The organism is Chloroflexota bacterium (assembly GCA_020850535.1).
In the GTDB taxonomy this organism is placed as follows: Bacteria; Chloroflexota; UBA6077; order UBA6077; family JACCZL01; genus JADZEM01.
The window spans coordinates 96,742-120,643 of the sequence record JADZEM010000123.1 but is presented as its reverse complement, the minus strand read 5'-3'; the positions used below and the strand labels follow the sequence as shown (position 1 = coordinate 120,643).

General features: G+C 67.7%; 24 protein-coding genes. 20 read left to right on the top strand and 4 right to left on the bottom strand.

Going from position 1 to position 23,902, the window contains the following annotated elements; genetic code table 11:
- Nucleotides 1–32 precede the first annotated feature (32 nt).
- Nucleotides 33–1,688, top strand: a complete 1,656-nt coding sequence (locus IT306_17910) for an FAD-dependent oxidoreductase (protein ID MCC7370305.1) — start codon at nucleotides 33–35, stop codon at nucleotides 1,686–1,688.
- 353 nt (nucleotides 1,689–2,041) lie between these two features.
- Here IT306_17910 and IT306_17905 read toward each other — a convergent pair whose 3' ends face one another.
- Nucleotides 2,042–2,500 (bottom strand): hypothetical protein, encoded by a 459-nt coding sequence (locus tag IT306_17905; GenBank protein ID MCC7370304.1) that lies wholly within the window; start codon nucleotides 2,498–2,500, stop codon nucleotides 2,042–2,044.
- Between the two features lie 248 nt (nucleotides 2,501–2,748).
- Here IT306_17905 and IT306_17900 point away from each other — a divergent pair, with 248 nt between their 5' ends.
- Together IT306_17900 and IT306_17895 are read left to right on the top strand one after the other, a co-directional pair.
- Complete coding sequence (locus IT306_17900; GenBank protein MCC7370303.1) at nucleotides 2,749–4,137, top strand: sensor histidine kinase; 1,389 nt, start codon at nucleotides 2,749–2,751, stop codon at nucleotides 4,135–4,137.
- On the top strand, nucleotides 4,119–4,775 hold the full coding sequence (locus IT306_17895) for a response regulator transcription factor (GenBank protein ID MCC7370302.1): 657 nt from the start codon (nucleotides 4,119–4,121) through the stop codon (nucleotides 4,773–4,775). The genes IT306_17900 and IT306_17895 overlap by 19 nt, the downstream gene beginning before the upstream one ends.
- 387 nt (nucleotides 4,776–5,162) lie before the next feature.
- On the opposite strand, the gene IT306_17890 is transcribed toward IT306_17895, so the two are convergent.
- Nucleotides 5,163–6,578 (bottom strand): hypothetical protein, encoded by a 1,416-nt coding sequence (locus IT306_17890; GenBank protein MCC7370301.1) that lies wholly within the window; start codon nucleotides 6,576–6,578, stop codon nucleotides 5,163–5,165.
- Between the two features lie 853 nt (nucleotides 6,579–7,431).
- The gene (locus IT306_17885; protein ID MCC7370300.1) at nucleotides 7,432–8,247 is read right to left on the bottom strand and encodes a 5'-methylthioadenosine/S-adenosylhomocysteine nucleosidase; all 816 of its coding nucleotides are present in this window, start codon (nucleotides 8,245–8,247) and stop codon (nucleotides 7,432–7,434) included.
- 250 nt (nucleotides 8,248–8,497) lie between these two features.
- Between IT306_17885 and IT306_17880 the strand changes: the two genes are divergently transcribed.
- The 3 genes from IT306_17880 (at nucleotide 8,498) to IT306_17870 (ending at nucleotide 10,890) form a co-directional block, all read left to right on the top strand.
- Complete coding sequence (locus IT306_17880; protein ID MCC7370299.1) at nucleotides 8,498–9,583, top strand: thiamine pyrophosphate-dependent dehydrogenase E1 component subunit alpha; 1,086 nt, start codon at nucleotides 8,498–8,500, stop codon at nucleotides 9,581–9,583.
- A complete protein-coding gene (locus IT306_17875; GenBank protein ID MCC7370298.1) occupies nucleotides 9,580–10,584 on the top strand; it encodes an alpha-ketoacid dehydrogenase subunit beta in 1,005 nt (334 codons plus the stop codon). Before IT306_17880 ends, IT306_17875 begins: the two co-directional genes overlap by 4 nt.
- Before the next feature lie 111 nt (nucleotides 10,585–10,695).
- Entirely contained in the window at nucleotides 10,696–10,890 is a 195-nt protein-coding gene (locus IT306_17870; GenBank protein MCC7370297.1) for a hypothetical protein, read from the top strand.
- A 64-nt stretch (nucleotides 10,891–10,954) separates the two neighbouring features.
- On the opposite strand, the gene IT306_17865 is transcribed toward IT306_17870, so the two are convergent.
- Complete coding sequence (locus tag IT306_17865) at nucleotides 10,955–11,386, bottom strand: hypothetical protein (GenBank protein ID MCC7370296.1); 432 nt, start codon at nucleotides 11,384–11,386, stop codon at nucleotides 10,955–10,957.
- Nucleotides 11,387–11,944: 558 nt separating this feature from the next.
- On the opposite strand from IT306_17865, the gene fliP reads away from it, so the two are divergent.
- The 14 genes from fliP (at nucleotide 11,945) to flgK (ending at nucleotide 23,885) form a co-directional block, all read left to right on the top strand.
- Nucleotides 11,945–12,682, top strand: a complete 738-nt coding sequence (fliP, locus tag IT306_17860; protein ID MCC7370295.1) for a flagellar type III secretion system pore protein FliP — start codon at nucleotides 11,945–11,947, stop codon at nucleotides 12,680–12,682.
- Nucleotides 12,683–12,707: 25 nt separating this feature from the next.
- Nucleotides 12,708–12,977 (top strand): flagellar biosynthesis protein FliQ, encoded by a 270-nt coding sequence (gene fliQ / locus IT306_17855; GenBank protein MCC7370294.1) that lies wholly within the window; start codon nucleotides 12,708–12,710, stop codon nucleotides 12,975–12,977.
- Between the two features lie 25 nt (nucleotides 12,978–13,002).
- Nucleotides 13,003–13,803 carry a flagellar biosynthetic protein FliR gene (locus IT306_17850; protein ID MCC7370293.1) on the top strand — a complete coding sequence of 267 codons (801 nt, stop codon included), beginning with the start codon at nucleotides 13,003–13,005 and terminating at the stop codon, nucleotides 13,801–13,803.
- Between the two features lie 7 nt (nucleotides 13,804–13,810).
- Nucleotides 13,811–14,896 carry a flagellar biosynthesis protein FlhB gene (gene flhB / locus IT306_17845; GenBank protein MCC7370292.1) on the top strand — a complete coding sequence of 362 codons (1,086 nt, stop codon included), beginning with the start codon at nucleotides 13,811–13,813 and terminating at the stop codon, nucleotides 14,894–14,896.
- Nucleotides 14,897–14,909: 13 nt separating this feature from the next.
- The gene (flhA, locus tag IT306_17840; protein ID MCC7370291.1) at nucleotides 14,910–17,027 is read left to right on the top strand and encodes a flagellar biosynthesis protein FlhA; all 2,118 of its coding nucleotides are present in this window, start codon (nucleotides 14,910–14,912) and stop codon (nucleotides 17,025–17,027) included.
- 38 nt (nucleotides 17,028–17,065) lie between these two features.
- The gene (locus tag IT306_17835; protein MCC7370290.1) at nucleotides 17,066–17,779 is read left to right on the top strand and encodes a PilZ domain-containing protein; all 714 of its coding nucleotides are present in this window, start codon (nucleotides 17,066–17,068) and stop codon (nucleotides 17,777–17,779) included.
- Entirely contained in the window at nucleotides 17,779–18,261 is a 483-nt protein-coding gene (locus IT306_17830; GenBank protein MCC7370289.1) for a hypothetical protein, read from the top strand. The genes IT306_17835 and IT306_17830 overlap by 1 nt, the downstream gene beginning before the upstream one ends.
- Nucleotides 18,262–18,264: 3 nt before the next feature.
- Nucleotides 18,265–19,053 carry a FliA/WhiG family RNA polymerase sigma factor gene (locus IT306_17825; GenBank protein MCC7370288.1) on the top strand — a complete coding sequence of 263 codons (789 nt, stop codon included), beginning with the start codon at nucleotides 18,265–18,267 and terminating at the stop codon, nucleotides 19,051–19,053.
- Nucleotides 19,054–19,159: 106 nt separating this feature from the next.
- On the top strand, nucleotides 19,160–19,777 hold the full coding sequence (locus IT306_17820) for a hypothetical protein (GenBank protein MCC7370287.1): 618 nt from the start codon (nucleotides 19,160–19,162) through the stop codon (nucleotides 19,775–19,777).
- 14 nt (nucleotides 19,778–19,791) lie between these two features.
- Complete coding sequence (gene flgF, locus IT306_17815; protein MCC7370286.1) at nucleotides 19,792–20,553, top strand: flagellar basal-body rod protein FlgF; 762 nt, start codon at nucleotides 19,792–19,794, stop codon at nucleotides 20,551–20,553.
- Between the two features lie 29 nt (nucleotides 20,554–20,582).
- Nucleotides 20,583–21,368 carry a flagellar hook-basal body complex protein gene (locus tag IT306_17810; protein MCC7370285.1) on the top strand — a complete coding sequence of 262 codons (786 nt, stop codon included), beginning with the start codon at nucleotides 20,583–20,585 and terminating at the stop codon, nucleotides 21,366–21,368.
- A 168-nt stretch (nucleotides 21,369–21,536) separates the two neighbouring features.
- Nucleotides 21,537–21,848, top strand: coding sequence for a flagellar biosynthesis anti-sigma factor FlgM (flgM, locus tag IT306_17805; GenBank protein MCC7370284.1), 312 nt, complete (start codon nucleotides 21,537–21,539; stop codon nucleotides 21,846–21,848).
- A 1-nt stretch (nucleotide 21,849) separates the two neighbouring features.
- Entirely contained in the window at nucleotides 21,850–22,440 is a 591-nt protein-coding gene (gene flgN / locus IT306_17800; protein MCC7370283.1) for a flagellar export chaperone FlgN, read from the top strand.
- A 26-nt stretch (nucleotides 22,441–22,466) separates the two neighbouring features.
- Nucleotides 22,467–23,885 (top strand): flagellar hook-associated protein FlgK, encoded by a 1,419-nt coding sequence (flgK, locus tag IT306_17795; GenBank protein MCC7370282.1) that lies wholly within the window; start codon nucleotides 22,467–22,469, stop codon nucleotides 23,883–23,885.
- Nucleotides 23,886–23,902 lie beyond the last annotated feature (17 nt).

The following is a 23,902-nucleotide window of genomic DNA, read 5'->3' as shown; positions in this document are numbered from 1 at the left end:
ATCTGAGGCCTTCGGGAGAGGGAGTCTGCCCAGTGACCAGCGCGCCGATTCGCATTGTGATCCTCGGGGGAGGGTTCGGCGGCGTCACCGTCGCGCAGCAGCTTGAGAAGCTCCTGCCCGGCCTCAGCCGGCCCGTCGAGGTCACCCTGATCAGCCAGTCGAACTACCTGCTGTTCGTGCCGATGCTCCCGTCGGCGGCGGCGGCGGGCGTCGAGCTGACCCACATTCTCAGCCCCCTGCGCGAGCTGCTCAAGCAGACCCGCATCCGCGTCGAGACGGTCGAGTCCGTCGATCTGGCCGCGAAGACGGTCACCACGACCCACCCGACCAGCCACCGCGAGCAGATCCTCCCCTGGGATCATCTCGTGGTGGCGCTCGGGAACGTCGTGGACCTTGCGCGGCTGCCGGGCGTGGCCCAGCATGGCCTGCCGATCAAGACCATCGGCGATGCGCTCCAGATCCGCAATCGGGCGTTGGAGATGCTGGAGGCCGCCGAGAACACGGACGATCCTGACGAGCGCCGCCGGATGCTGACGTTTGTCGTGGCCGGCGGCGGCTACTCCGGCGTCGAGATGGCCGCCGAGCTGAACGACTACCTCCGTGAGGTCGAGCGCAAGAGCTACCCGGTCATCCAGGCCAACGACGTGCGGGTCATCCTGCTGCACTCCGGCAAGCGCATCCTCCCCGAGATCTCGGAGAGCCTTGCCCAGTTCGCGCACAAGAAGTTGACCGAGCGCGGCGTCGAGGTCCAACTGGGGGCGCGGCTGGCCTCGGCCACCGCCGAGCAGGTGACCCTCGAAGGTGGTGAGAAGATCGATGCCCACACGCTGATCGTGGCGATTGGCTCGTCGCCGAACCCGGTCGTGCAGGGGCTTCGGCTGCCGATGGAGCGGGGCCGCCTCAAGGTGGACACGACGATGCGGGCAGCAGACGGGCTGCCGGTCTGGGCGCTCGGGGACTGCGCGGCGGTCCCCCACCCGACGAAGTCCGGCGAGTCCTCGCCGCCGACGGCCCAGTTTGCGCTGCGGCAGGGCAAGACGCTGGCCCAGAACGTCGTGGCGACGATCCAGGGGAAGCGCCCGAAGCGGTTCGCCTTCAAGGGGCTGGGCGAGATGGTCTCGCTCGGGAACGGCGCGGCGGTCGCGGAGCTGCTGGGGCGCGTCAAGCTGGCCGGGCCGCTCGCCTGGATCATGTGGCGGACGTTCTACCTGATGCGCCTGCCGACGATGGAGCGGCGCGTCCGGGTGTGGCTCGACTGGAACCTGGACCGGCTGTTCTCGCGGGATCTGGTGCAGCTCCGGGTCCAGCGCTCCGAGCGGGTCACCCACGCCCACTACGAGCCGGGCCAGCCGATCATCCGCCAGGGCGACCTTGCCGATGCGTTCTACGTCATCGTCAAGGGGAGCGTGGAGGTCGTCCGCGAGGAGGACGGCGAGGAGACGGTCCTGGCCCGTCTGACCGATGGCGACTCGTTCGGCGAGCTGGGACTGCTCCAGCATCGGCGGCGGACGGCCACCGTGCGGGCCGTCGATCCCGTCGACGTGATCGTGCTCGGCCGCTCGGACTTCGACCTGCTGGCCGGCACCTGGAAGCATCTCGGGCAGAGCCTGGATGACATCGCCCGGGCGCGCAGCAATCCACGCGATGCGCTCGGCGCGGACGCCCCGGACGACATCATCACGCCGTAGACGGGTCCGTGGGTCGTGGGTCGTGGGTCGTGGGGCGTGGGCGCGCCGACACGCCCGGCACCGGCGTCGTGCGCATGCAGCCTGGCACGCGCCACAGCGCGGTAGCAATAACGCAACAGATCATGTCATCCTGAGCGCAGCGAAGGACCTCACCCGCCGACGCGAATGTTGACGGTCCGCGAGTAATGCACAAGCTGCCGGTCGGCGGGTGACGCGAATGTTGACGGTCGGCGGGTGAGGTCCTTCGCTGCGCTCAGGACGACAACTGGGACTTGCACACTTTCACCATCACCTACGACCTACGACCTACGACCTACGACCTACGACCTACGACTCACGGCCCACGCCAGCGATCAGCCGTGGTTCGGGGCGTCGTCCTGGCCGTGCCCATGGCCGCCATGGTCGTCGCCTGGCTGGTTATCCGAACCACGGTTGTCCTTGCCACGGTCGTCGCCGGGGCGGTCGTCAGCTCCGCGCCGCGCCATCAGCTGGTCGCCGATGCTCAGGTCGTCCGCCCGATGACGGGCATGCACCGCGCTGTCGTTCCCGCCGCGCCGTTCCTGCCGAGCGTGCCGTGGACCGTCGTCGTTGCCGCGCTGCTCCTTCTCGCGCTTGAGCACGGTCGGGGCCGCCACGTCCGTCGGCAGATCGAAGGCGATCGCGTCAACGATGCTCAGCTCGGGGGCAGGCGCCGGCTCGTCGGCGAACGCCGCGCCGCCGAACATTGTGAACGCCGCGAGCGCCGAGGCCAGGGCGAGCCGCCCACGCTGTACCGGGCTGCTGCCCCGTCGTGCTGGTGTCTGCTGTGTCATCTTCCATCCTCCCAGACGGTCGTGGTGGTGGGGGTGATTGCCCGCTTGGGGCACCCCATCGCGCTATCAGTCTCGCCTGCTGGGTGGGCCTGCCGATACGACTGACCGTCTGAATGTGTGCTCCGGCAACGGGCTGAGTTGGTTCGGACCTTCGTCTGATCCGGGGTCGGACCAACGTCCGCGTCGGGGCCGCCTCTTGGCGCGCTATCCTGACGGGCGCAGGGCGGTCGTCACGCGGGGGCAGGAGGATGCACAGGGTACTTGCTCGATGGGATCGGCTCAGCCTGGCCACGCAGTACATGGTGGTGAGCCTCCTGGTGCTGGCCGTGGTGATGGCCGGCGTTGGCTGGTGGATCGCCCGGGAGATCGCGGCGGGCGTCGAGCACCGCACCGCCGAGACGACGGCGCTCTACGTTGAGAGCTTTGTCGCGCCGCTGCTGCCCTCCGTGGCGGGGGATGGCCGACTCGACGCGGCGCAGCAGGCTGCGCTTGGCCGGCTCCTGACCGAGACGCCGCTCGGGCAGGGCATCGTGGCTTTCAAGATCTGGGACCGGCAGGGACGCGTCCTCTTCAGCTCTGACTCCGCGCTGATCGGTCAGGCGTTTCCCATGCACGCGCGCCTGACGGCGGCGGCGCGCGGCGAGGTGGTCTCGGAGATCAGCAGCCTGAGCGACGAGGAGAACCTGCCCGAGCGCGACCGCTGGTCACGGCTCCTGGAAACGTACAGTCCCGTCCGCAACGCGGCTGGCGACATCGTCGCCATTGCCGAGTTCTATGAGCCTGTGGATGATCTGGAAGAGGACATCTCGGGCATTCAGCAGCAGACCTGGATCGTGGTGGCGCTGGCAACCCTGGCGACGTACCTGCTGCTGGCAGGGCTGGTGAAGCGCGGCAGCGATACCATCCGCTGCCAGCAGCAGACGCTCGCCGACACCATCGCCCACCTCACCAGCTTGCTCGCGCAGAACGAGGTGCTCCACGAGCGCGTGCGCGGCGCAGCGACCCGCTCAACGGCCCTCAACGAGCAGTATCTCCGCCGCATCAGCGCCGATCTCCATGATGGCCCGGCTCAGGATGTGTCGGTTGCGCTGCTGCGCCTGGGAGCCGCCGACGCGCACGACATGGCCATCATCGAAGCCTGCCTGCGGCGGGCGTTGGACGAGCTGCGGACCATCGCGGCGGGCCTGCGTCTTCCTGAGCTGGAGCCGCTGACCCTGGAGCAGACCGTTCAGCGCGTCGTCACGGTCCACGCCCGCCGGACCGGCGTCCACGTCGAACTGGCGCTCGACCCGATGCCGGGGCCGGCGACGCTGCCGCTCAAGATCACGGTCTATCGGGTGATTCAGGAGGCGCTGGCGAACGGTTACCGGCACGCTGGGGGTGTCGGTCAGCGCGTCCGGGTAACATCTGATCCGTGGTCCGTGTACGTATGTATCTCAGACGACGGGCCGGGCCTTGGAACGACGACGGACGACGCCAATCAGCTGGGTCTCGCCGTGATGCGCGAGCGTGTCGAGAGTCTCGGCGGCTCCTTCCGGCTCTTTGCGGGGCCAAAAGGCGGCGTGACGGTCGAGGCGCACCTCCCGCGTGGTGCAACGTCCGGTCGTGGAGCGCAGCCATGGGACCAATCCGGATAGTCATTGTCGACGATCACCCGCTCTATCGAGATGGGGTGGTGCAGACCCTGCAGGCAGAGCCTGACCTCGAAGTCGTCGGTGCGGGCGGCAGCGCTGCCGATGCGCTCCGCCTCACGGAAACGCTGGCGCCTGACGTGCTGCTGCTGGATCTCACCCTGCCGGGCAACGGGCTTGACTCCATCGAGGCGATCCTGCGGCGGGCGCCCGGCGTTCGCATCCTGATCCTGACCGCCTCCGAGCACGACGACGATCTGCTGACGGCACTTGAACGTGGTGCACAGGGGTACGCGCTCAAAGGGTTGAGCGGCGATGACCTGCGGGGCATCGTGCGGGCTATTGCCCGGGGTGAGCGGTACGTGCCCCCGGCGCTCGCGGCCGGCTTCCTGCTAAGCGCTGCGAAGGCCAGCCGTCCTGTCGTCCCCGAACCGTCACCTGTGGAGCGCCTGTCCGAGCGGGAGCAGCAGGTACTGGAGCTGCTGGCCGACGGGCACAGCAACCGGGAGATCGGCGAGGGGCTTCACCTCGCGGAAAAGACCGTGAAGCACTACGTCACGAGCATCCTCCAGAAGCTGGACGTGCGAAACCGGACGCAGGCGGCCGTGCTGGCCCGCGAAGGGCGGGACATCCGCCCTGAGTAGCGCGGGCACCCCTCGCCTGGCTGGCTAGTGGCTCGTCTGGCGTTAATCTCAGGGTCGCTCAGTGCCCGCCGTCATCCCGACTGAAGCGAGGAACGAGCACACCCCTCTCGTCATCCCGACCGCGGCGAGGCACGGGCGGAGTGGAGGGATCTTCTCCTTCTGTAGCGTGAGGAAGATCCCTCGACTGCGTTCGCACGCTCACGTCGCTCGGGATGACGGGGGAGGGGCGTCAGGCTTGCCCTGAGGCTGCCGAATGGGTCGCTTCGCTCGGGATGACGGGGGAGGGGCGTCAGGCTTGCCCTGAGCCTGCCGAATGGGTCGCTTCACTCGGGATGACAGGGGAGCGTCGGCAGGGCCCCAACCAGGTCGTTCACGATTGACAGGTCACTAGCGCGGCGCTGTCGATGCACGGGGTTGCCGCGCGATGCTGCCCGGCGAGACGCGCTCCAGCGCCTCGGCGAACGTGTACGCTCCCTGGATCAGCCCCGTCGTGTCGGTGAGCAGCAAGTTGGTGTGGCCCCAATGGTCCGGCCGCCCGGCCAGCGCGAACAGGGCGACGGCTCGGACGTGCGGATCCTGGTTCCAGGGGGTCCAGCCTCCGGCTGGCGAGCCGTCCGGGGGGCCATCGTAGGCCAGTTGCACCAGCTCGGCGAAGCGGTCGTCCTCGACCACGGCGAAGTCTTTGTCTCGGGAGGGAGCCTGCGTGGCGCGGTGCCGCCAGCCGCTCTCGGTGACGTAGACCGGCAGCTCGCGCGACAGGCCAAGCTGCCGGAGCTTCCACAGCTCCCAGACGTACCCGTTCACGCCGCGATTCACGACGCCGGCTGGCGGCTGTGGGCGCGGCCCGGCGTTCGGGCGCACGTCGTCGATCTTGAACGCCTGCTGCCCGGGGTGCTCCCCGAACGGTCCCAGCGGGTAGGCGTGCGAGGCCCAGCCGTCCAGCCGCTCGAAGATGTCCGGCACCTCGGCCACCATCCCTTCCATGAACCGCTCGGAGTCGATGGCGTAGGTGGTGCCGAAGCTGGCGCTCGGAGCGTAGGCGTCAAGCGCGCCGTTCAGCACCAGGACGTTGACACTGGTGACCCGCCGCAGGGCGTCCGTCACGTCGCGCAGGAAGCGGGCGTAGGCGGCAGGATCGGGCGCGCCGCCCCACTCGTCCGGGCGGTTGACCTCGTTGGCGACGGTCACCAGGACGGTCTCAGCGCGCCAGTCGATGGCGTCGAAGAAGCGGCGGTAGCGGTCGGCCGCGCTCTTGTAGCCTCGACCGTCAGGATCGGGTGTGGGGGTCGTCCACCACTGGCCGTCAGGGCTCTTGAACGTCGCCAGCCGGATGATCGGCACGACGCCCTCACGGTCCATCAGGTCGATCATGTGCTGCCAGGAGGCCGGGCGCAGATCGTTCGAGCGGATGAGCTGGACGGCGTACCCGCCCTGGCCGGTCAGGCGGGCTGTCCAGACGATATGCTGCTCCCAGACAGCTTCTGAAAAACGGGTGTCGCCATCGTCCAGCAGGAGATGGACGCCGCGCTTGTTGACGGCGGCCGGGGATGGCGTCGGTGGGGGCGTCTCACCGGGGGCCGGGGGCTGGGTTGGCGGACGGCTGGTGGCGGTCGGCAGCGGGGTGGCCGAAGGACTCGCGACAGCGGTCGGCGTTGCCGGCAAGGGAGAGAGCGACGCCGGTGGAGATGGAAGCGCGGTCGGCGCGCCAGTTGGCGTGCTGGGCGGCGTTGCGCGGGGGGTGGCCGTTGGCGTCGGGCCGGAGGGCGGCAGGCAGGCAGTCAGCAGGACGACGCAGGCCAGCACGAAAGCCAGCAGGCTCCGTCTGCGCCCCAGAGATCCGCCGCGCTCTCCACCCATCGCCAGGAAGATGGTACCGGTTGCGGGTCGTGGGTCATACAGGGCGATTGCACGTTGGGCGCGTCATGCAGCGTCGTCGGGGCTTGATGAAGCTTGACTCTAGTTTCCGGTACCTGAGTTGGGGAAACGAGGACGTGGCGAGGGAGGAAAGCAGAGGAGCCGACCGGAGCGGTAGTGTCGGGGTGTTCAGACTCGACAAAACACAGAGGTGGCTCGATGCAAAGTGCTCGATGCCGGCTTCGAGATCCGCCAACTCCAGGACGCCAAGGTGACGCGGTACGTCGTGCGGGCGGCCAAGAACGTCACGGGTCGGCGGGCGACTCCGCCGGCCTATCCCGGCCGCGGCCGGCCCGGCTGGCGGGGCGAGCTGATCCGCCCCCTCGCCCGGACGTATCGGGGCCGCACGCTGGCGGCGACAGATCCCGATCAGCACACGACCTGGCAGGCGGATACGCGTAGTTCTGCGGCAGACGATCCAGGTACTTCTGCTGGCGCTCCAACTCAGTCAAGAGACGATCAGCGATCATGAGTCTCCTCCATACTTGGCGGCCTGTGACCGCGAGGATGTGAGAGTCGCTACGCATGCTATTGCCAGGATCTGGGGATGTTGGGCGGCTCTGACATACTCAACTTGAACTTGCCTGCATAGGGAAATGACACGAGAGCACGGAGGCAACGTCAGTACCCAGCCGAAATGACATCCCGCGCTGGGGGAACGGACAAGGCCAGCACGACACGGCACGACAAGCCGCACCTCCGATACTTTTTCATCTATGCGTCTTACCAATGTAAATATACGTCACCCGTGCCGGGCCGCGACATCTCTCAGGACGGCCAGCGTCAGCGCGCCGGCCCGCTTGCCCAGCTCCGGCCCCAGCGCCGTCAGGAACGACGAGTCGCTCTCGGTCTTCGGGTGCAGCTCGTTGTTCGAGATGTCCTTGATGCTCAGGAACGGCACGTCGTGGCTGGCGCAGGTCAGCGCGATGGCCCCGGCCTCCATGTCCTCGCAGTGCGTCTCGTGCTGCGCCACCAGCGCCCCGATGCTCCCTGCCGTCCGATTCCAGCGGTCGGCCGAGGCGACCGTCCCCGGCAGCGCGCGCGGCGTCCGGTGGGGGATCTCGTCCGGCCAGCCGAGCGCCACCGGCCACGGCTCGTGCTGCCCCTCCAGCGCGGCCATCACCCGCGTCGCCCGTTCCAGTAGCGCACTGTCGGCTGCCAGCGAGGCCGCGCGCACCGTCTCTCCACGCCGCAGGTAGCGCATCCCCGCGTACCGTGGCGCACCATCGGGCTGTTCGCGGACGTTGTCGTAGGCGACAACCCGCTCCCCCACGACGATGTCGCCCGGCAGGATCTCCGTCCGGTGCGATCCCGCGCAGCCGTAGTTCAGCACCGCCGACGGCTCATACTGCCAGAGCACCGCCTCGGTCACGGCCGCCGCGCTCAGCATCCCCATCCCGCACACCGAGATCACCAGCGGCAGCCCGTCCAGATCCGCCAGCCAGACCCGTCGATTGCCCCGCCAGACTTCCTCGGCCGGCGGCAGCGCCTCGCGCAGGTGACGGATCTCCTCTTCAATGGCACAGATGACGGCAATCGGTCGATCTCCCGCGGCCATGCGCCCGCTCCTCCTGATACCCGCGTGCCGTGTGTGAGATACACGTGGGCGGGACCACACGTGGGCGGGACTATGGCCCAGGATCTGCACCTGTTACCAGGGCAACCGCTGCGCTGTCTTCCAAACCGCGCCAGCCATCTGCCTCGGTGGTACGATACGTCTATCGGGAGTGTGGCAAGCGCGTGGCGGGAGTGTGGCGGGAGCACGGACGGTCGCCGACGACCGCCGGGCCAACGGGAGAGATGAGACGGTGACATCCCTCGACACCGAGAAGCCAGCAGCGCCAGTCAACGCCGCCGAGCGCGCGCTGCTGCGCCGCATCTACGAGGTGCTCCTGCTCTCCCGAGCCGTCGAAGAGCGCTTCTGGGTGCTCTCACGCCAGGGCGTCGCCAGCTTCGTGCTGACGCCCCGGGGGCACGATGTCGCGCAGATCGCCAGCGCCGCCGCCATCCGGCGCGGGCACGACTCCGTCTGGCCGTACTACCGCGACATGGCCCTGGCGCTGGCCCTCGGCCTGACCCCGTTCGAGCTGTTCGCCGGCTCGCTCGGGCGGGACTGCGATCCCCACTCTGGCAGCCGCCAGTTGACCCTGCACATCTCCAGCCCGCGCCTCCGCATCGGCTCCGTCTCCAGCGAGATCGCCGCGCACCTGCCGCACGCTGTCGGCGCGGCCTACGCCTCGCGAGTGCTGGGCGATGACCGCGTGGCCGTGGCCTGGTTCGGCGATGGCGCATCCTCTGAGGGGGCCACCCACGAGGCGATGAACCTCGCCGGCATTCATCAGTTGCCGGTGGTCTTCTTCTGCGAGAACAACGACATCGCCATCAGCGTGCCGCATCACCTGCAGATGCCTATCGCCTCGTTGGCCGAGCGTGGCCCAGCCTACGGCATGCCCGGCGTGCGCGTGGACGGCACCGACGCCCTGGCCGTCTACCGTGCCACCCGCACGGCTGTCGCGCGGGCGCGCGCCGGCCTCGGCCCGAGCATCGTCGACGCCCACGTGCCGCGCATCACCTCGCACTCGTCCCAGGACGACGATCAGTACCGCACACCGCAAGAGAAGGCCGCTGCCGAGGCCCGCGATCCACTGCCGAAGCTGCGCGCCGAGCTGCTGGAGTTCGGCCTGCTGGCGCCGGGTGAGGAAGCGCAGCTCCAGCAAGCCGCCCGCGCCCGGGCGCTCGAAGAGGCCGACCGCGCGTTAGCCTCCCCCGAGCCGGCCCCTGCCCGTGCCCGACGATGGCTCTACGCCGGCGATCCGCCCCACCCTGAGCTGGCCCGCCTGGAAGCCGAGGGCATCGGCGTCGGGCCGTTCGACGATCTGGATCTGCCGTCATGAGTGTCTCGCAGGACCGTCCGGCCGCGGAGGGCATCACCCTGCTGCAGGCCGTCACCGAGGCGCTCCAGGAGGAGATGGCCCGCGATCCGCGCGTCGTCTTGCTTGGGCAGGACATCGGGCGGAAGGGCGGCGTCTTCAAGACGACGGTCGGTCTGCAAGAGCAGTTCGGGCCGCTGCGCGTGCTGGACACCCCGATTGCCGAGGACGTGATCGCCGGGGCGGCCGTTGGCGCAGCCATGATGGGGCTGCGGCCCGTGGCCGAGTTCCAGTTCGCGGACTACATCTTCCCGGCGTTGGATCAGATCGTCAGTCAGGCGGCGACGGTCCGCTGGCGCAGTGTTGGCGGCTGGGGCGTGCCGGCCGTCTTCCGAGCGCCGTGCGGCGCGGGCGTGCGCGGCGGCGTCTACCACTCCCAGAGCGTCGAAGCGTTCTTCTGCCACACGCCCGGTCTGAAGGTCGTCGTGCCGGCCACCCCGCGCGACGCCAAGGGGCTGTTGAAGGCCGCTATCCGCGACGACGACCCGGTCGTCTTCTTCGAGCACAAGAAGAGCTACCGTCGCTACCGCGAGATCGCGCCGGCAGACGAGGTCATCCCGCTGGGCGTGGCCCGCCTCGACCGCGAGGGCCGGGATCTCTCGATCGTCACCTACGGCGTGGGCGTCCACCACGCGCGCGAGGCCGCCGACCTGCTGGCATCGGACGGCATCTCGGTGGAGATCCTCGATCTCCGGACGCTGATCCCACTGGACCACGAGGCCATCGCGCGGACGGTCCAGAAGACGAACAAGGTGCTGATCCTGCACGAGGCCAACAAAACGATGGGCTTCGGCGCGGAGATCGCCGCGTTCATCGGCGAAGAGCTGTTCATGGACCTGGACGGCCCGATTGTCCGGGTGGCCGCCGACGACTGCCACCTGCCCTACAACGGCCCCGAAGAGGACGCCATCATCCCGAGCCCGGCGAAGGTGGCAGACGCCGTCCGCCGTCTCGCGGCATTCTGAGCGAGCAGGCAGTAGGCAGTGCTGTGGATGACGCGTCGTACTGTTGTCGTGCGGTGCGGCATCCATCGCCGGGCGAGCCGCGTCTATCCTGGCGCTCGCTGAGGGAGTCGTATGGCCTGGGGAATGTTGATCGGTGGGTTGAGCCTCAACCTGGTGGGTGCGCTCTGGATCCTGCAGGGGCTGAACGTGCTCGGCGGCAGCTTCATGTCAGGCCAGTCTGTGTGGGCCGTCGTCGGCCTCGTGGCGATGGTGAGCGGCCTCGTCTTGCAAGTCGTGGGCCTGCGCCGCCGCTCCGAAGAACGGTAGTCAGTCCGACAGTCCCGACAGTTCTCCGTGAGCGCCTGCTGAAACGCTGTGGCTGAGACGTACTTCATGTCGGTGGCACATCCAGAACCTGAGCCTCGGCGAGCGCATCCTCGAAGATGGATGCGATGCGCTTACCCCGACGCTGAGCCTCGGCCAGAAGCCTCGACGTGTCAATCCACCCGCGCGACAGTGCCTGGCGCACCCCAATGGTGATGTGCTCACTTGACATGCCAGCCACCGCCACGTCCAGCAGTGTCCGCTGGGGGGATGTCACCCGGAGCGACGAGGGTGCCAGCCGGACCTCGTCGTCGCGCACCTCATAGCGGGGAGTCTGTGTGTGAAGCTGCACTCCTGGTAGTCTCGGCCGATGCCGCTGTCGGCGGGGAACCGTGAGATGGATCGCATCCGGGATCAGGTCTGTTAGATCCCAGATGTCGAGCGCACTTTCATGAGAGACGACGGCCAGATCCTTCCCTACGGCCAGCCATGCTGCCACGACCTCTTCGTACTGTGACGGTGGAAAATCCCGAAACCGATAGACCCCTGGGTATACCCGTTGCAGATTGCCCACCCGTGCGTGGTAGCTCAGTTGCTGCGATGTCCACCCAACCGAGGCTATATCGCCTCACGAACACGTGACCGTCGTCATGCTACCTATCATGATAGGTAGCATGAGAACTCTCATGACGCCGTTGGCTGCGTGCTGCACTGGCTGTCGCACGGCCAGCATCGGCCGGTAGCGCCTGACGTCCGCCCGCTTCCCGCCGATACGGGCGTCCCCCTCCACGCCGATCCGTGTCAGGACGAACGTACTGCCTCCGACCGGTACCGATGCCTGCCCTGGGCGGGACTCCCCGCCCTGCTGAGACTTCCGGATCCGCCGTTACCATCGGCAAGGAATTCGGCTCCAAGCCAGGGACGGCCCCCCAGGATGGGAACTCACAAGGACATGGATGTGAATTCGGAGCGAATGCGTCGCGGCGGCTCAACCGCCACGGCACGGAGGCGAGGGAGCTGGTGGACACGCCCACGGGCAGCACTGCTGGTCCTCGGGATGGCTGGTCTGGGACTCATGCTCAGCGGCTGCGGTTCGGCAACCGCTGCGCGAACTGGTGCACTGCCATCAGTACGAGTCCAGGTCGGCGGCCCCGAGGGCGGCGACAGCATGGCTGTGGGCGTCCAGCTCCTGCTCCTACTGACCGTCCTCAGCCTGGTGCCAGCCATCCTGATGATGGTCACCTCGTTCATCAGAATCTCGATCGTGCTGTCCTTCGCTCGGACCGCCATCGGGATGCAGCAGTTGCCGCCCAACCAGATCGTGCTGGGGCTGGCGCTCTTCCTGACCGTCTTCGTGATGGCCCCCACCTGGACCGACATCAACGAGCAGGCCTTGCAGCCCTTCCTGGACAACCAGATCTCGATGGACGCTGCCATCGAGCGGGGCAGCAAGCCGCTCCGCGAGTTCATGCTCAAGCAGACCCGCGAGCGCGATCTCGCCCTCTTCATCTCGCTTGGGAAGCTGCCCCAGCCCAACACCCCGGACGATGTCCCCACCTGGGTCATCATCCCCAGCTTCATGATCAGCGAGCTCAAGACCGCCTTTCAGATGGGCTTCTTGATCCTGCTGCCCTTCGTGATCATCGACATGGTCATCTCCAGCGCGCTGATGTCGATGGGCATGATGATGCTTCCCCCCACCACCATCTCGCTCCCCTTCAAGGTGCTGCTCTTCGTCATGGCGGACGGCTGGTACCTGATCTCGCGCTCGCTCGTGACCAGTTTCGGCGGCTGACAGGCCAGCACAAGGAGTCCCATCAATGAATGAGCTGTTCGCGCTGGAAGTCGGCCGCAACGCCCTCCTGATGACCGTCATGCTGGCCGCCCCGATGATGGGCGCCGCGCTGGTCGTCGGCCTCATCATCAGCGTCTTCCAGGCGCTGACCCAGATCAACGAGCAGACCCTCACCTTCGTCCCCAAGATCCTGGCCGTCTTCGCGGCGCTCGTCGTGACCGGGCCGTGGCTGATGCAGAACCTCGTCGGCTACACCACCGGCCTCTTCTCGATGCTGCCGGCGATGGTGCGGTAGGCCGGGCCGGGACTGGTAGCCGATCATGCCGACCACCGTACCGTCGCTCCAGCCGGGCGTGCCCGCCCAGGAGATCGCCGCGTTCACCGCGACCTACGTGACGTTCTACGTCCTCGCGGCGATCCGCGTGCTCGGGGCGATCATGTTCAACCCGCTGCTCGGCTCGGCGCGCGTCCCGATGCCCGCCCGCCTCGGCGTCGGCCTCTTCTCGACGCTCGTCCTCTTCCCAGCCGGCGGCCCCTACGAGCCGCCAGCGAGCGTCGGGCCGCTGGAGATCGCCGGCGAGCTGATGATCGGCCTGCTGGCCGGCTTCGGCATCACGCTGATCTTCGGGGCGATTCACTTCATGGCCGGCCTGATCGGCATCAACAGCGGCTTCTCGTTCGCCCACACCATCAACCCGCTCTTCGACGGCGGCTCCGGCGTCATCGAGACGTTCATCAGCGCGTTCGCGCTGCTGGTCTTCGTCCAGATCAACGGCCACCACATCTTCCTGATCGGCCTGCGCGAACTGTTCGACGTCATCCCCGTCGGCGAGGTCACCAAGGTGCCCGGCTCCGCTGAAGCCCTGCTCGCCGTCTCGTCCAACCTCTTCTCGGCCGGCCTCAAGCTGGCCCTGCCGATCATGGCCGCGCTGCTCCTGGCAGACATCGGCCTCGGGCTGCTCTCCCGCGTCGCGCCGCAGTTCAACCTGTTCGCGCTGGAGATGCCCGCCAAGATGATGCTCGGCCTGCTGGCCCTGGCCCTCTCCCTGCCGATCATCGTGCCTCGGCTGGCGGCCCTCTTCCGGACCGCCCCGAGCGTCATGACGATGCTGGCGAGCTGAGGGCAGCATGGCCGGAGAAGAACGGACAGAAGCCGCAACACCTCGTAAGCTCCAACACCTTCGCGACGAAGGCAAGGTCAACAAGAGCTCTGAGGTGATCGCCGCCGCCAGCATCCTGACCGGCGTCGGCACGCTCTACACTTTCGGCGGGTTCAGTTGGAGCCACCTGCGGGTGCTGGTCACGGACACCCTGTCCAACCTCAACCGCGGCGACTTCACAGACGCCACCATGATGCAGCTCTGGTTCATGGCCGGCCTGGCCTTCTTCACGGTGATGGCCCCGCTGCTGGTGGCCATGCCCGTCATGGGGATCATCTCCAACGTCGGGCAGAGCGGGTTCCTGCTCTCCACCAAGTCGATCACGCCTGACTTCAGCCGTATCAACCCGATCTCCGGGTTCACACGGCTCTTCTCCCTGCGGATCGCCGTCGAGCTGCTCAAGACCACCATCAAGGTCGGCGTCGTCGGCTGGCTGCTCTATCGCACCTACGTGGACAGCTTCCCGCTCTTCCTCTCGCTGGCCGGCGCAGACCTGGCCGGGGCGCTGGCGCTGTTCGTCAGCACTATGTTCTCGACGGCGCTGACCGTCGGCGGGGCGTTCCTGGTGCTGGCCGTGCTCGACTACGGCTACCAGCGCTGGGAGTTCCTGCGCGGCGCGCGCATGACGAAGCAGGAGATGAAGGAAGAGTACAAGCAGAGCGAGGGCTCGCCCGAGATCAAGAATGCGATCCGGCGCCGCCAGCGGCGCATGGCGATGTCCCGCATGATGCAAAACGTGCCAACTGCTGATGTGGTCGTCACCAATCCGACCCACTTCGCCGTTGCTTTGAGGTATCGAGGCGACGAAATGGCGGCCCCCAAGGTCATCGCCAAGGGGAAAGACCTCATCGCCCAGCGGATCAAGCAGATCGCACGGGAGAACAACGTGCCGGTCGTCGAGAACAAGCCGCTCGCCCGGGCGCTCTTCGCCGCCGTCGAGGTGGATCAGGAGATCCCGTACGACCTCTTCCAGGGCGTGGCCCAGATTCTCGCCTACATCTACTCGCTGAAGCGGCGCCCGAGCGCCAGCCACTCGGCGCGGGCAGGGGCATGACATGGCTCAGGTGATGGAAGCGCCGGCACCGTCCGGCTTCAACCTCGGCGCGACACTCACGCGCCTGACCCGCCAGAGCGACATCATGCTCGCCGTCGCCATGGCCGTGATCCTCGGCGTGATGATCGTTCCGCTGCCAGAGTTCATCCTGGACATGCTGATCATCGTCAACGTCTCGGCGGCTCTGATGATGCTGCTGGTGTCCATGTACACCACGCACCCGCTCCAGTTCTCGTCCTTCCCGTCGCTCCTCCTGGTGCTCACCCTCTTCCGGCTGGCCCTCAACGTCGCCGCCAGCCGCCTGATCCTCCTCCAGGGTCATGCCGGCGAGGTCATCAAGGCGTTCGGCGACTTCGTCGTCGGCGGCAGCTACGTCGTCGGTATCGTCATCTTCCTGATCTTGATCGTCATCCAGTTCGTCGTCATCACCAACGGTGCTGGCCGCGTCGCCGAGGTGGCCGCCCGCTTCACGCTCGATTCGATGCCTGGGAAGCAAATGGCCATCGACGCCGACCTCTCGGCCGGGGCCATCGACGAGGTGACCGCCCGCGCCCGCCGCAAGGAGATCACCCAGGAAGCCGACTTCTACGGCTCCATGGACGGCGCCAGCAAGTTCGTGAAGGGTGATGCCATCGCGGGCATCGTCATCATCATCGTCAATATTCTCGGCGGGTTAACCATTGGCGTGCTCCAGCTTGGCATGCCGATCATGACCGCCCTCCAGAACTACACCCTGATGACCCTCGGCGATGGCCTGGTCTCCCAGATCCCCGCCCTGCTCATCTCCACCGCCACCGGTATCATCGTCACCCGCTCGGCCACCGACTCGAACCTCGGCCACGACATCGGCAGCCAGGTCTTCGGGAACCCGCGCGCGCTGTACATGGTTGCCGGCGTCCTGGCGATGCTCGCCGTGATCCCGGGCCTGCCGAAGGTGCCGCTCTTCGTGATGGCGGGCACCCTGGCCGGGCTGGCCTACGCCCTCCAGCGCCGCAGCGCCACCCGCGCCCAGGCCCTCGACGAGGCCGAGCACGCAGAGGCGATGCAGCAGGCCTCCGCCGCCGCCAGCACCGACGCCGAGAACGTCCGCCAGTTCCTCAAGGTCGATCCGATGGAGATCGAGATCGGCTACATGCTGATCCCGCTCACCGACCCGGAGCAGGACGGCACGCTCCTCGGCCGCGTCACCGTCATCCGCCGCCAGATGGCGCTGGAGCTGGGCATCATCCTGCCGACCATCCGCGTCCGCGACAACGCCCAGATCGACCCGAACACCTATGTCATCAAGCTGCGCGGCGTGCAGGTCGCCACCGGCGAGGTCCGTCCCAACCGCATGATGGCCATGAACCCCGGCCTTGCCGAGCAGGAGATCGACGGCATCCCAGCGGTCGAGCCCGCCTTCGGCCTGCCGGCCATCTGGATCACCCCGGATGAGCAGGAGCGCGCCGAGATGCTCGGCTACACCGTCGTCGATCCGGCCTCCGTCATCACCACGCATCTCTCGGAGGTCATCCGCTCGTCGGCCGCCTCGATCATCTCCCGCCAGGACGTCCAGAGCCTGCTGGATCACGTCAAGGAAGAGAACCCGGCCCTCATCTCCGAGGTCGTGCCGGACCTGCTCGCCATCGGCGATGTCCAGCGGGTGCTGCAGAACCTCCTGCGCGAGCGCGTCTCCGTCCGCGACCTGGTGACGGTCCTCGAAGCCGTCGCGGATCAGGCCCGCCTGACCAAGGATCCCGACATCCTGGCGGAGCAGGCTCGCAGCTCCCTGGGCCGGCAGATCACCAGCCAGTACGCCGCCGACGACGGCCGACTGCACGTCATGACGCTCGCCCCCGCCCTCCAGCACGAGCTGGCCCGGACGATGGTCGCCACCGAGCGCGGCCCGAGCTTCCAACTGGAGCCGGGCCAGGGCCAGCAGCTCATGCGCTCGGTGCGGGAGTCGATGGAGCGGATGGCCTCCTCTGGCTACCAGCCCGTCTTGCTCTGCCCCGCGCGCATCCGCCTCGCCGTGCGCCGCTTCACCGAGCTTTCGCTGTCCAGCCTCGTCGTGATGGCCTACAGCGAGGTCAGCCCGAACGTCCAGGTCGTCGCCATGGAGATGGTGTCACTTCCGGGGGTTGAAGCGTGAACGGGACCGTAGCCCTTCCCTTCGAAGCCGGTCAGCCCGTGATCCTCGGGACGGGCCCGGCCGACGCCCGCCGCTGGTACCGCACGCTGGTGCATCGGGTGGACCAGCAGACCGTCTGGGTCGAGGGCGCGCCCCCAGCCGCGCCGCGCGTGCAAGTCGAGCCGGGCGAAGAGGTCACCTGCCACACCTGGCGCTACATGGACGCGGCCTACCAGATCCACGCGAAGGTGGCCTTCGCCCGGCTGGACCCGGAGCCGCTCTACGGGCTGGCGGTTCGTGACCTGGAGCGCATTCAGAAGCGCGCCTACGTGCGGGTGCCGGTCTCGGCCGAAGCCTGGGCCTACTACCTCGGCTCGGCCACCCACCACGTCGATCTGGACGAGGCGATGGAGCATCCGCTCCATATCGACGTTCGCGATCTGAGCGCCGGCGGCCTGCGTGGGCGGGCCAACCTGCTGCTGGAGCCCGGCGACGAGCTGGAGATCGACCTCGCGCTGCCACGTAGCGAGCGAGAGATCGTCCCGCCCACGCCGCAACCATCGTTCAGTGGGAAAGTCATCGCACTGCCGGAGCTGTCCGCGCCGCTCAGCCTGCGCGCCCGGGTGGTGCGCCTGATCGATACCGGAATCGAACCCACACTCGAATGCGAAATTGGCGTCGCCTTCCTGGACATGCCGCGCGCGGCGCAGGAGCGGATCATCCGCTTCGCGCTCGACGTCCAGCGTGAGCGCCGCCGTCGAGGTCTGCTGTAATGGCTACACAAACCGGCATGCCGAGCACCGATCCAGCGGGACTGCCAGACCAGGCGGCCATGGCCGGCGACGGTGCGACCGATATCGAGGCGATGCTCGCCGAGATGCAGGAGAAGGCGCAGCGGCCCAACGAGCTGAAGTGGCGCCTGACCTCGATTCTCTATCCATCAATCTTGCTGATCTTCGTCGCGCTCTACGTCTCGGGCCTGGTGTCCGGGGTGGAGCCAGAGATGGCCCTCCTCAGCGCCGGCGGCGCCAGCCTGGTGCTGGCCGTCCTGGCCCGCGTGGCCGTCGGCATCATCGCTGACGAGAAGCGGCTGGTCCTCAACGACAGTCAGATCGTCGCGATGGCGCGCTCAGGCGCCGTTCGCGAGTATCTCTCGAACGCCGGCCTCGATCCGCAGGCGCCAGCCTCGCCGAAGCCCGCCGCCGAGCAGCCATCCACCGCCGCAAAGTCGGCTGGCCCTGGCGGAAAGGAGTAAACGGTGACGCAGACAACCGCTGACCTCGAAGAGCTGTGGACAACCTTCTGCGCCACCCGGGACTCGGCCCTTCGTGAGCGCATGATCGTCCAGTACGCGCCGCTCGTGAAGTACGTTGTCGGCCGGATGGCCGTCAGCATGCCGGGTGTGCTTGGCTCCGAGGACATCATCGGGTACGGCACCGTCGGGCTGATCCAGGCCGTTGACCGCTACGACCCGACGGTCGGCGTCAAGTTCGAGACCTACGCGATTCGCCGCATCAAGGGCGCGATCCTCGATGCGATCCGGAGCCTCCAGCAGCTCTCGCGGGATGCCTCCAAGCGGGCGCGCGATCTCGACCACGCCTACGACGAGCTGCTGCAGCAGCATGGCCGCATGCCCACGAACCGTGAGCTGGCTCGGCACATGGGCATCAGCAACGAGGAGCTGAATCAGGCGATGGTGGACGCCAGTCTCTCCGTCGTCTCGCTCAGCAACCCGTCCGGCGGCGACGCTGGCAGCGAGGGGGACCGCCCCTCCCTGCTGGAACAGATCGCCGACGAGGACACCCCCGGCGTGGAGATGCAAGTCGAGCGGCAACAGCTGTACGAGGCGCTCGTGCAGGCCATCCAGGCCCTCTCCGAGCGCGACCGGTTGGTCATAAACCTGTACTACTATGAGGAGTTGACGCTCAAGGAAATCAGCGAAGTGCTGGGAGTGTCAACATCGCGCGTCAGCCAGCTGCATGCCGCGGCCGTCTTCAAGCTGCGGGCCGCCCTGCGCGCGAACATCGCCCAGCCGGTTGCGGCATGAGCGCCGTCCCACACGCGCGCGCTGCCACGTTCCCGTTGCTGTGGCGCTGAGATCGCGAGGAGGATCGATGCTTCGTGTAGGGAACAGGGTGGGGGAGCGTGTCCGGTTGGCGCTCTTGGCGGGGGCCGCACTGCTGTCGCTGGTGCTGGCCTGGGGCACGGTGGCGCCCACCGTGCTGGCCAACGGCACGCCGATCAGGCTGCAGCTGACCTATCTGGACGGTGTCTCCAACTTCGGCGCGCGGAACGCCATCGCCACCGGTGAGATGATCACCAGCGAGGCCGAGCTGCGCCTGGAGACGGCCAACCTCCAGAAGCTCGCGGACAACGAGGAGTACCACGCCTGGATCAGCGACGGCAGCGGCAACCGCCAGCGCCTCGTCGGCTTCCAGGTGGATGACGCCGGCCGCGCCAAGATCGACACCGTCGTGAAGGAAGGCATCCCCGAGCGGGACTGGAACCTCATCGTCCTGACCGTCGAGGCCAAGGACTCGCAGCCGGCCGCCCCCAGCGAGAAGCGCGCCATTGCCGGCCGGTTCTCGATGGCGAACCCGAGCGGCGCAGGCGCCCCCCAGCCGAAGGTGCTGCCGAACACCGGCGGCAACGCTCCTGGCACGCCATCCGGCACGCTCGGCCTGAGCACCGGCGGGCTGCTCCTGCTGGCCCTGCTGGCCGTTGGCGGGATCGGCTTCGCGCTCGGACGGGCCGGCGCCCGCCGCGCATAAGAGAGGATAGATCGGTGATTCGGGGACTGTACACGGCCGCCTCGGGGATGCTTGCCTCGATGCGGCGCATGGAGTTCGTGACCAACAACCTGGCGAACGCGCAGACGGTCGGCTTCAAGCAGGACCGCTCCGGGCTTTCGACGTTCGACGAGGTGATGGTCCTCCAGAACGGTGTCGTCGCGCCGCCTGGCAACTCGCAGCTTGGCGAGCTGGGCATGGCGTCCATCGCCGAAGAGCCGATGATCGACTTCACGCAGGGGGCGCTCCAGGATACCGGCCGCGCCCTCGACATGGCGATTGAGGGGCCGGGCTTCTTCACCGTCCGCGCCCCGGACGGCATCCGCTACACCCGCGACGGTGGCTTCACGCGGGATGCCAGCGGTCGCCTGACCACCAGCGAAGGCCACCTCGTGCTGGGCACGGACGGCAACCCGATCACCATTCCCGGCGGCCGGCTGACCGTGGACACGACCGGCGCGATGCGCGTCGAGGGACAGGTGATCGGTCAGCTTGCGATGGTCGAGTTCAGCCTGGATCAGCCGCTCAAGAAGGTCGGCAGCAACCAGTTCGCGCCGCGCATCGACGGCGATCAGCCCACGCCGTCTGCCGCCTCGGCCGTTCACCAGAACTTCATCGAAGTCTCAAACGTGGACATGGCCGGCGCGCAGACCACCATGCTCGAGCTGCAGCGGGCCTACCAGGCCGGGCAGCGGCTCATGCAGTACCAGGACGAGCTTCTCGGGCGGGCCGTCAACGAGATCGCGAAGCCGGTCTAGCGGGAAGCGCGCAAGGAGGCAGCAACGCTATGTGGTCATCGCTCCGAACGGCCGTCTCCGGGATGCTCGCGCAGCAGCGCGCGCTCGACGTGGCTGCCGACAACCTCACCAAGATGCAGATCCCCGGCAGCAAGAGCCAGCGCGTCTCGTTCATCGAGCTGGCCCCCGAGCTGCGCTACCTGGGCGTCGCGGACGGCGAAGGCAACGTCCAGGCCGACGCCCGTGAGAGCGGCCGGGGCGTGACCGTCGCCGCCAACCTCCAGAACCTGAGCCAGGGCATGTTCATGGCGACGGGTGAGCCGCTGGACGTCGCCATTGACGGCGACGGCTTCTTCGAAGTCACCATGCCGAACGGGCAGAACGCCTACACGCGCGGCGGCTCGCTCCACATGGACAGCGAAGGCCGCCTGATGACCGTCACTGGCTCCGCCCTCTCCCCCGAGGTTCGCGTGCCGCTGGACAGTGCCTCCGTCGAGATCCAGCCGGACGGCTCGGTTCTCGCCGTCTCGACGGAGGGCATCCGACAGAACGTCGGCAAGCTCAAGATCGTCCGCTTCGAGAACCCCGAGGGGCTGCTCCAGATCGGGCAGAACCTCTTGCTCCCGTCTACCGCCTCCGGCCTGCCGCTCGAGGGCCAGGCCGGCGACCCCGGCGTCGGCGTGCTGGTGAGCGGGATCATCGAGTCGTCAAACATCGATCCACGAGAAGAGTATCTGCGGGTCGTGCAGGCCCAGCGCGCCTACGAGCTGAACGTGCGGGCCATGAAGACGGTCGATGAGATGCTGCAGGACGCCAACAACCTGCGGCGGTCATAGACGAACGAAAGTACTGACCCATTCGGGACTGGCGACTAGCCCAAATAGTACCTCCGGACCCTATTCACGCCGCGCAACCCGCCGATGATCTGAGTGAGGATAACTGCAGGATGCACCCGCGAGGGGATCTGACTCAGACAAGGATGTACCCGTAAGGGGAAGACCCACATGGACATCGAACGGATCAATCAGCGCCAGAACGACCCAGCGGTCAACAGCCACCTGGCTGCCCGCCGGGCTGAGCGACTCGCACAGGAGACCGCCCCGAAGGCAGACGCCGAGCGCGTGCGCCCGGCCTCGGACACGGTGGAGATCTCCGATCGCTCCCGCGAGCTGGCACGTGCGCGGCAGGCAGTTGACGAGGCTCCGGAGGTTCGTGCGGAGCGGGTTGCCGATATCAAGAAGCGCATCGAGGATGGGACGTACTCCGTCTCGCCGCAGATGCTCGCGCGCAAGCTGCTCGAAGGCTCGGACGTCTAGGATGGCCACCGAGACGGGCGGCGCAGCCTTCCGGCTTGCCGAGCTGGAAGCGGTCCTGACCCCCCTGATGCCGGCGCTCGAACGCCTGCAGCAGGCCCAGCGCGAGCAGCGCCAGGTGGTCGTGACCGGCGACCTGGGCGCCATCGTCGTCACCACCACGGTCATCGAGGAGAGCAGCGCCCGGATCGCCCTGCTCGAAGGGCGTCGGCAGGTCATCCAGAACGATCTCGAAGCCGAGCTCGGCGTGCAGGGGCTGCGGTCCGTCCTCCAGGCGGCCGACATCGCCCCGTCGGAGCGCGTGCGGCTGGGCCAGATGCTCACCAAGATCGCCCGGCTCGTCCGCGAGCTGCGCGAGCAGGGCGCGCGCAACGCCGAGCTGCTGAGCGCCGCCATCGATGTCGCCCATCGTACACGGAGGATCGTCGAGCGCCGCAGTGGCGCTGACAGCATCTATGACCCGGTGAAGGCTCGCCGCCAGCTGGCGGCCCGGCGTGGATACGCTGGCTTCACCAACCCGGCGTCCACCGAGCTGCGCGGCCAGCGGCCAGCACAGTCGGATCAGGATGGGACGCCGGAGTCGCCCGCGCACTAGCGCAGACGACGTAGCAAGGAGGCTCCATGTCCAGCGCATTCTTTGGGCTCGACCTCGCCCTTCGCGCGTTGCAGGCTCAGCAGATGGGCCTCGACGTCACCAACCACAACGTCGCCAACGCGAACACCGAGGGCTACAGCCGACAGAACGTCCAACTGGTCACCACCGAACCGTACACCGCGCCGGGCATGAACCGTCCTGCGACCGCCGGCCAGCTTGGCACCGGCGTCATCGCCGCGGACGTCACCCGGGCGCGCAACCAGTTTCTGGACAACCAGTACCGCACTGAGCTGGGCGGCCTCAAGAACGCCCAGGCCCGCCAGGATGCGCTGGAACAGGTCGAAGTCACGCTGGACGAGCCGCAAGGCGTCGGCCTGAACAACCTCTTCAACGAGTACTACAAGGTGCTCAACGAGCTGGCAAGCGATCCCAGCGATCTGCCGGTCCGCACCGCGGTGGTGCAGCAGGCGATCTCGCTGACCGATGCGTTCAACCGCACCGCCACCCAGCTCGCGGGCATCCGCGGAGTCCTCGACGGCGAGATCCAGAACGACATCACCAAGATCAACGACATCACCTCCCAGATCCTCCAGCTCAACCAGAACATCGTCCAGGTCGAAGTGACCGGCCAGACCGCGAACGACTTCCGCGACCGCCGTGATCTCCTGGTCGATCGGCTCTCGGAGCTGGTGAACGTGACCGTCAGCGAGAACGCCGACGGCTCGATGAACGTCCTGATGGGCGCGCAGGTGCTGGTCAACGCTGCGACCAGCAAGACCGACCTCTTCGCCGTGCCGAACGCCGGCAACGGCAACTACGTGGACATCACCTACGGCAGCGGCGGCCCTGCCGCGACGCTTGGCACGGCTGAGATCTCCGGCAAGCTGACCGCCCGCGACACCAACGTGCCCAGCTACCAGTCACAGCTGGACACCATCGCCGCCAACCTGATCTCGGCGGTCAACACGGTCCACGCCACCGGCTTCGATCAGAACGGCAACGCGGGCGTGGCCTTCTTCACGGGCACGAACGCGGCGACCATCACGGTCAACGCCGCCATCATGGCAGACCCGAAGCTGATCGCGGCCTCGGACACCGCCGGCGCGACGGGCAACAACGAGACCATCCTCGACCTCGTGGCGCTGCGCTCGTCGATGTCGCCGCCGCTGGCCGTTGGCACCTCCACCTCGGAATCGGCGTACAACGCCCTGGTTGCCGGCCTGGGCACGGACTCTCAGAGCGCCTCCAACCAGACGGACACGCAGCAGGCCCTGGTGGACCTGCTCTCGCGCCGCCGCCAGTCCCTGACCGGCGTCTCGCTGGACGAGGAGGCGACCAACCTGCTGCGCTACCAGCGGGCATACGAAGCGGCTGCCCGCGTCATGACCGCCTACGACGAGCTGCTCGACAAGCTGATCAACGCGACGGGCATCGTCGGTCGCTAGGTGTCGGGACAAGGATA

Excerpts from the sequence above, each read along its gene's own strand:
- IT306_17895 (MCC7370302.1), top strand. The coding sequence starts at position 4,119 with ATGGGACCAATCCGGATAGTCATTGTCGACGATCACCCGCTCTATCGA.
- IT306_17875 (MCC7370298.1), top strand. The coding sequence starts at position 9,580 with ATGAGTGTCTCGCAGGACCGTCCGGCCGCGGAGGGCATCACCCTGCTG.
- flgK (MCC7370282.1), top strand. The coding sequence starts at position 22,467 with ATGTCCAGCGCATTCTTTGGGCTCGACCTCGCCCTTCGCGCGTTGCAG.
- flgN (MCC7370283.1), top strand. The coding sequence starts at position 21,850 with ATGGCCACCGAGACGGGCGGCGCAGCCTTCCGGCTTGCCGAGCTGGAA.
- fliQ (MCC7370294.1), top strand. The coding sequence starts at position 12,708 with ATGAATGAGCTGTTCGCGCTGGAAGTCGGCCGCAACGCCCTCCTGATG.
- flhA (MCC7370291.1), top strand. The coding sequence starts at position 14,910 with ATGGAAGCGCCGGCACCGTCCGGCTTCAACCTCGGCGCGACACTCACG.
- IT306_17905 (MCC7370304.1), bottom strand. The coding sequence starts at position 2,500 with ATGACACAGCAGACACCAGCACGACGGGGCAGCAGCCCGGTACAGCGT.
- IT306_17870 (MCC7370297.1), top strand. The coding sequence starts at position 10,696 with ATGGCCTGGGGAATGTTGATCGGTGGGTTGAGCCTCAACCTGGTGGGT.
- IT306_17885 (MCC7370300.1), bottom strand. The coding sequence starts at position 8,247 with ATGGCCGCGGGAGATCGACCGATTGCCGTCATCTGTGCCATTGAAGAG.
- IT306_17900 (MCC7370303.1), top strand. The coding sequence starts at position 2,749 with ATGCACAGGGTACTTGCTCGATGGGATCGGCTCAGCCTGGCCACGCAG.
- IT306_17850 (MCC7370293.1), top strand. The coding sequence starts at position 13,003 with ATGCCGACCACCGTACCGTCGCTCCAGCCGGGCGTGCCCGCCCAGGAG.
- IT306_17810 (MCC7370285.1), top strand. The coding sequence starts at position 20,583 with ATGTGGTCATCGCTCCGAACGGCCGTCTCCGGGATGCTCGCGCAGCAG.
- fliP (MCC7370295.1), top strand. The coding sequence starts at position 11,945 with ATGGCTGGTCTGGGACTCATGCTCAGCGGCTGCGGTTCGGCAACCGCT.
- flhB (MCC7370292.1), top strand. The coding sequence starts at position 13,811 with ATGGCCGGAGAAGAACGGACAGAAGCCGCAACACCTCGTAAGCTCCAA.
- IT306_17830 (MCC7370289.1), top strand. The coding sequence starts at position 17,779 with ATGGCTACACAAACCGGCATGCCGAGCACCGATCCAGCGGGACTGCCA.
- flgM (MCC7370284.1), top strand. The coding sequence starts at position 21,537 with ATGGACATCGAACGGATCAATCAGCGCCAGAACGACCCAGCGGTCAAC.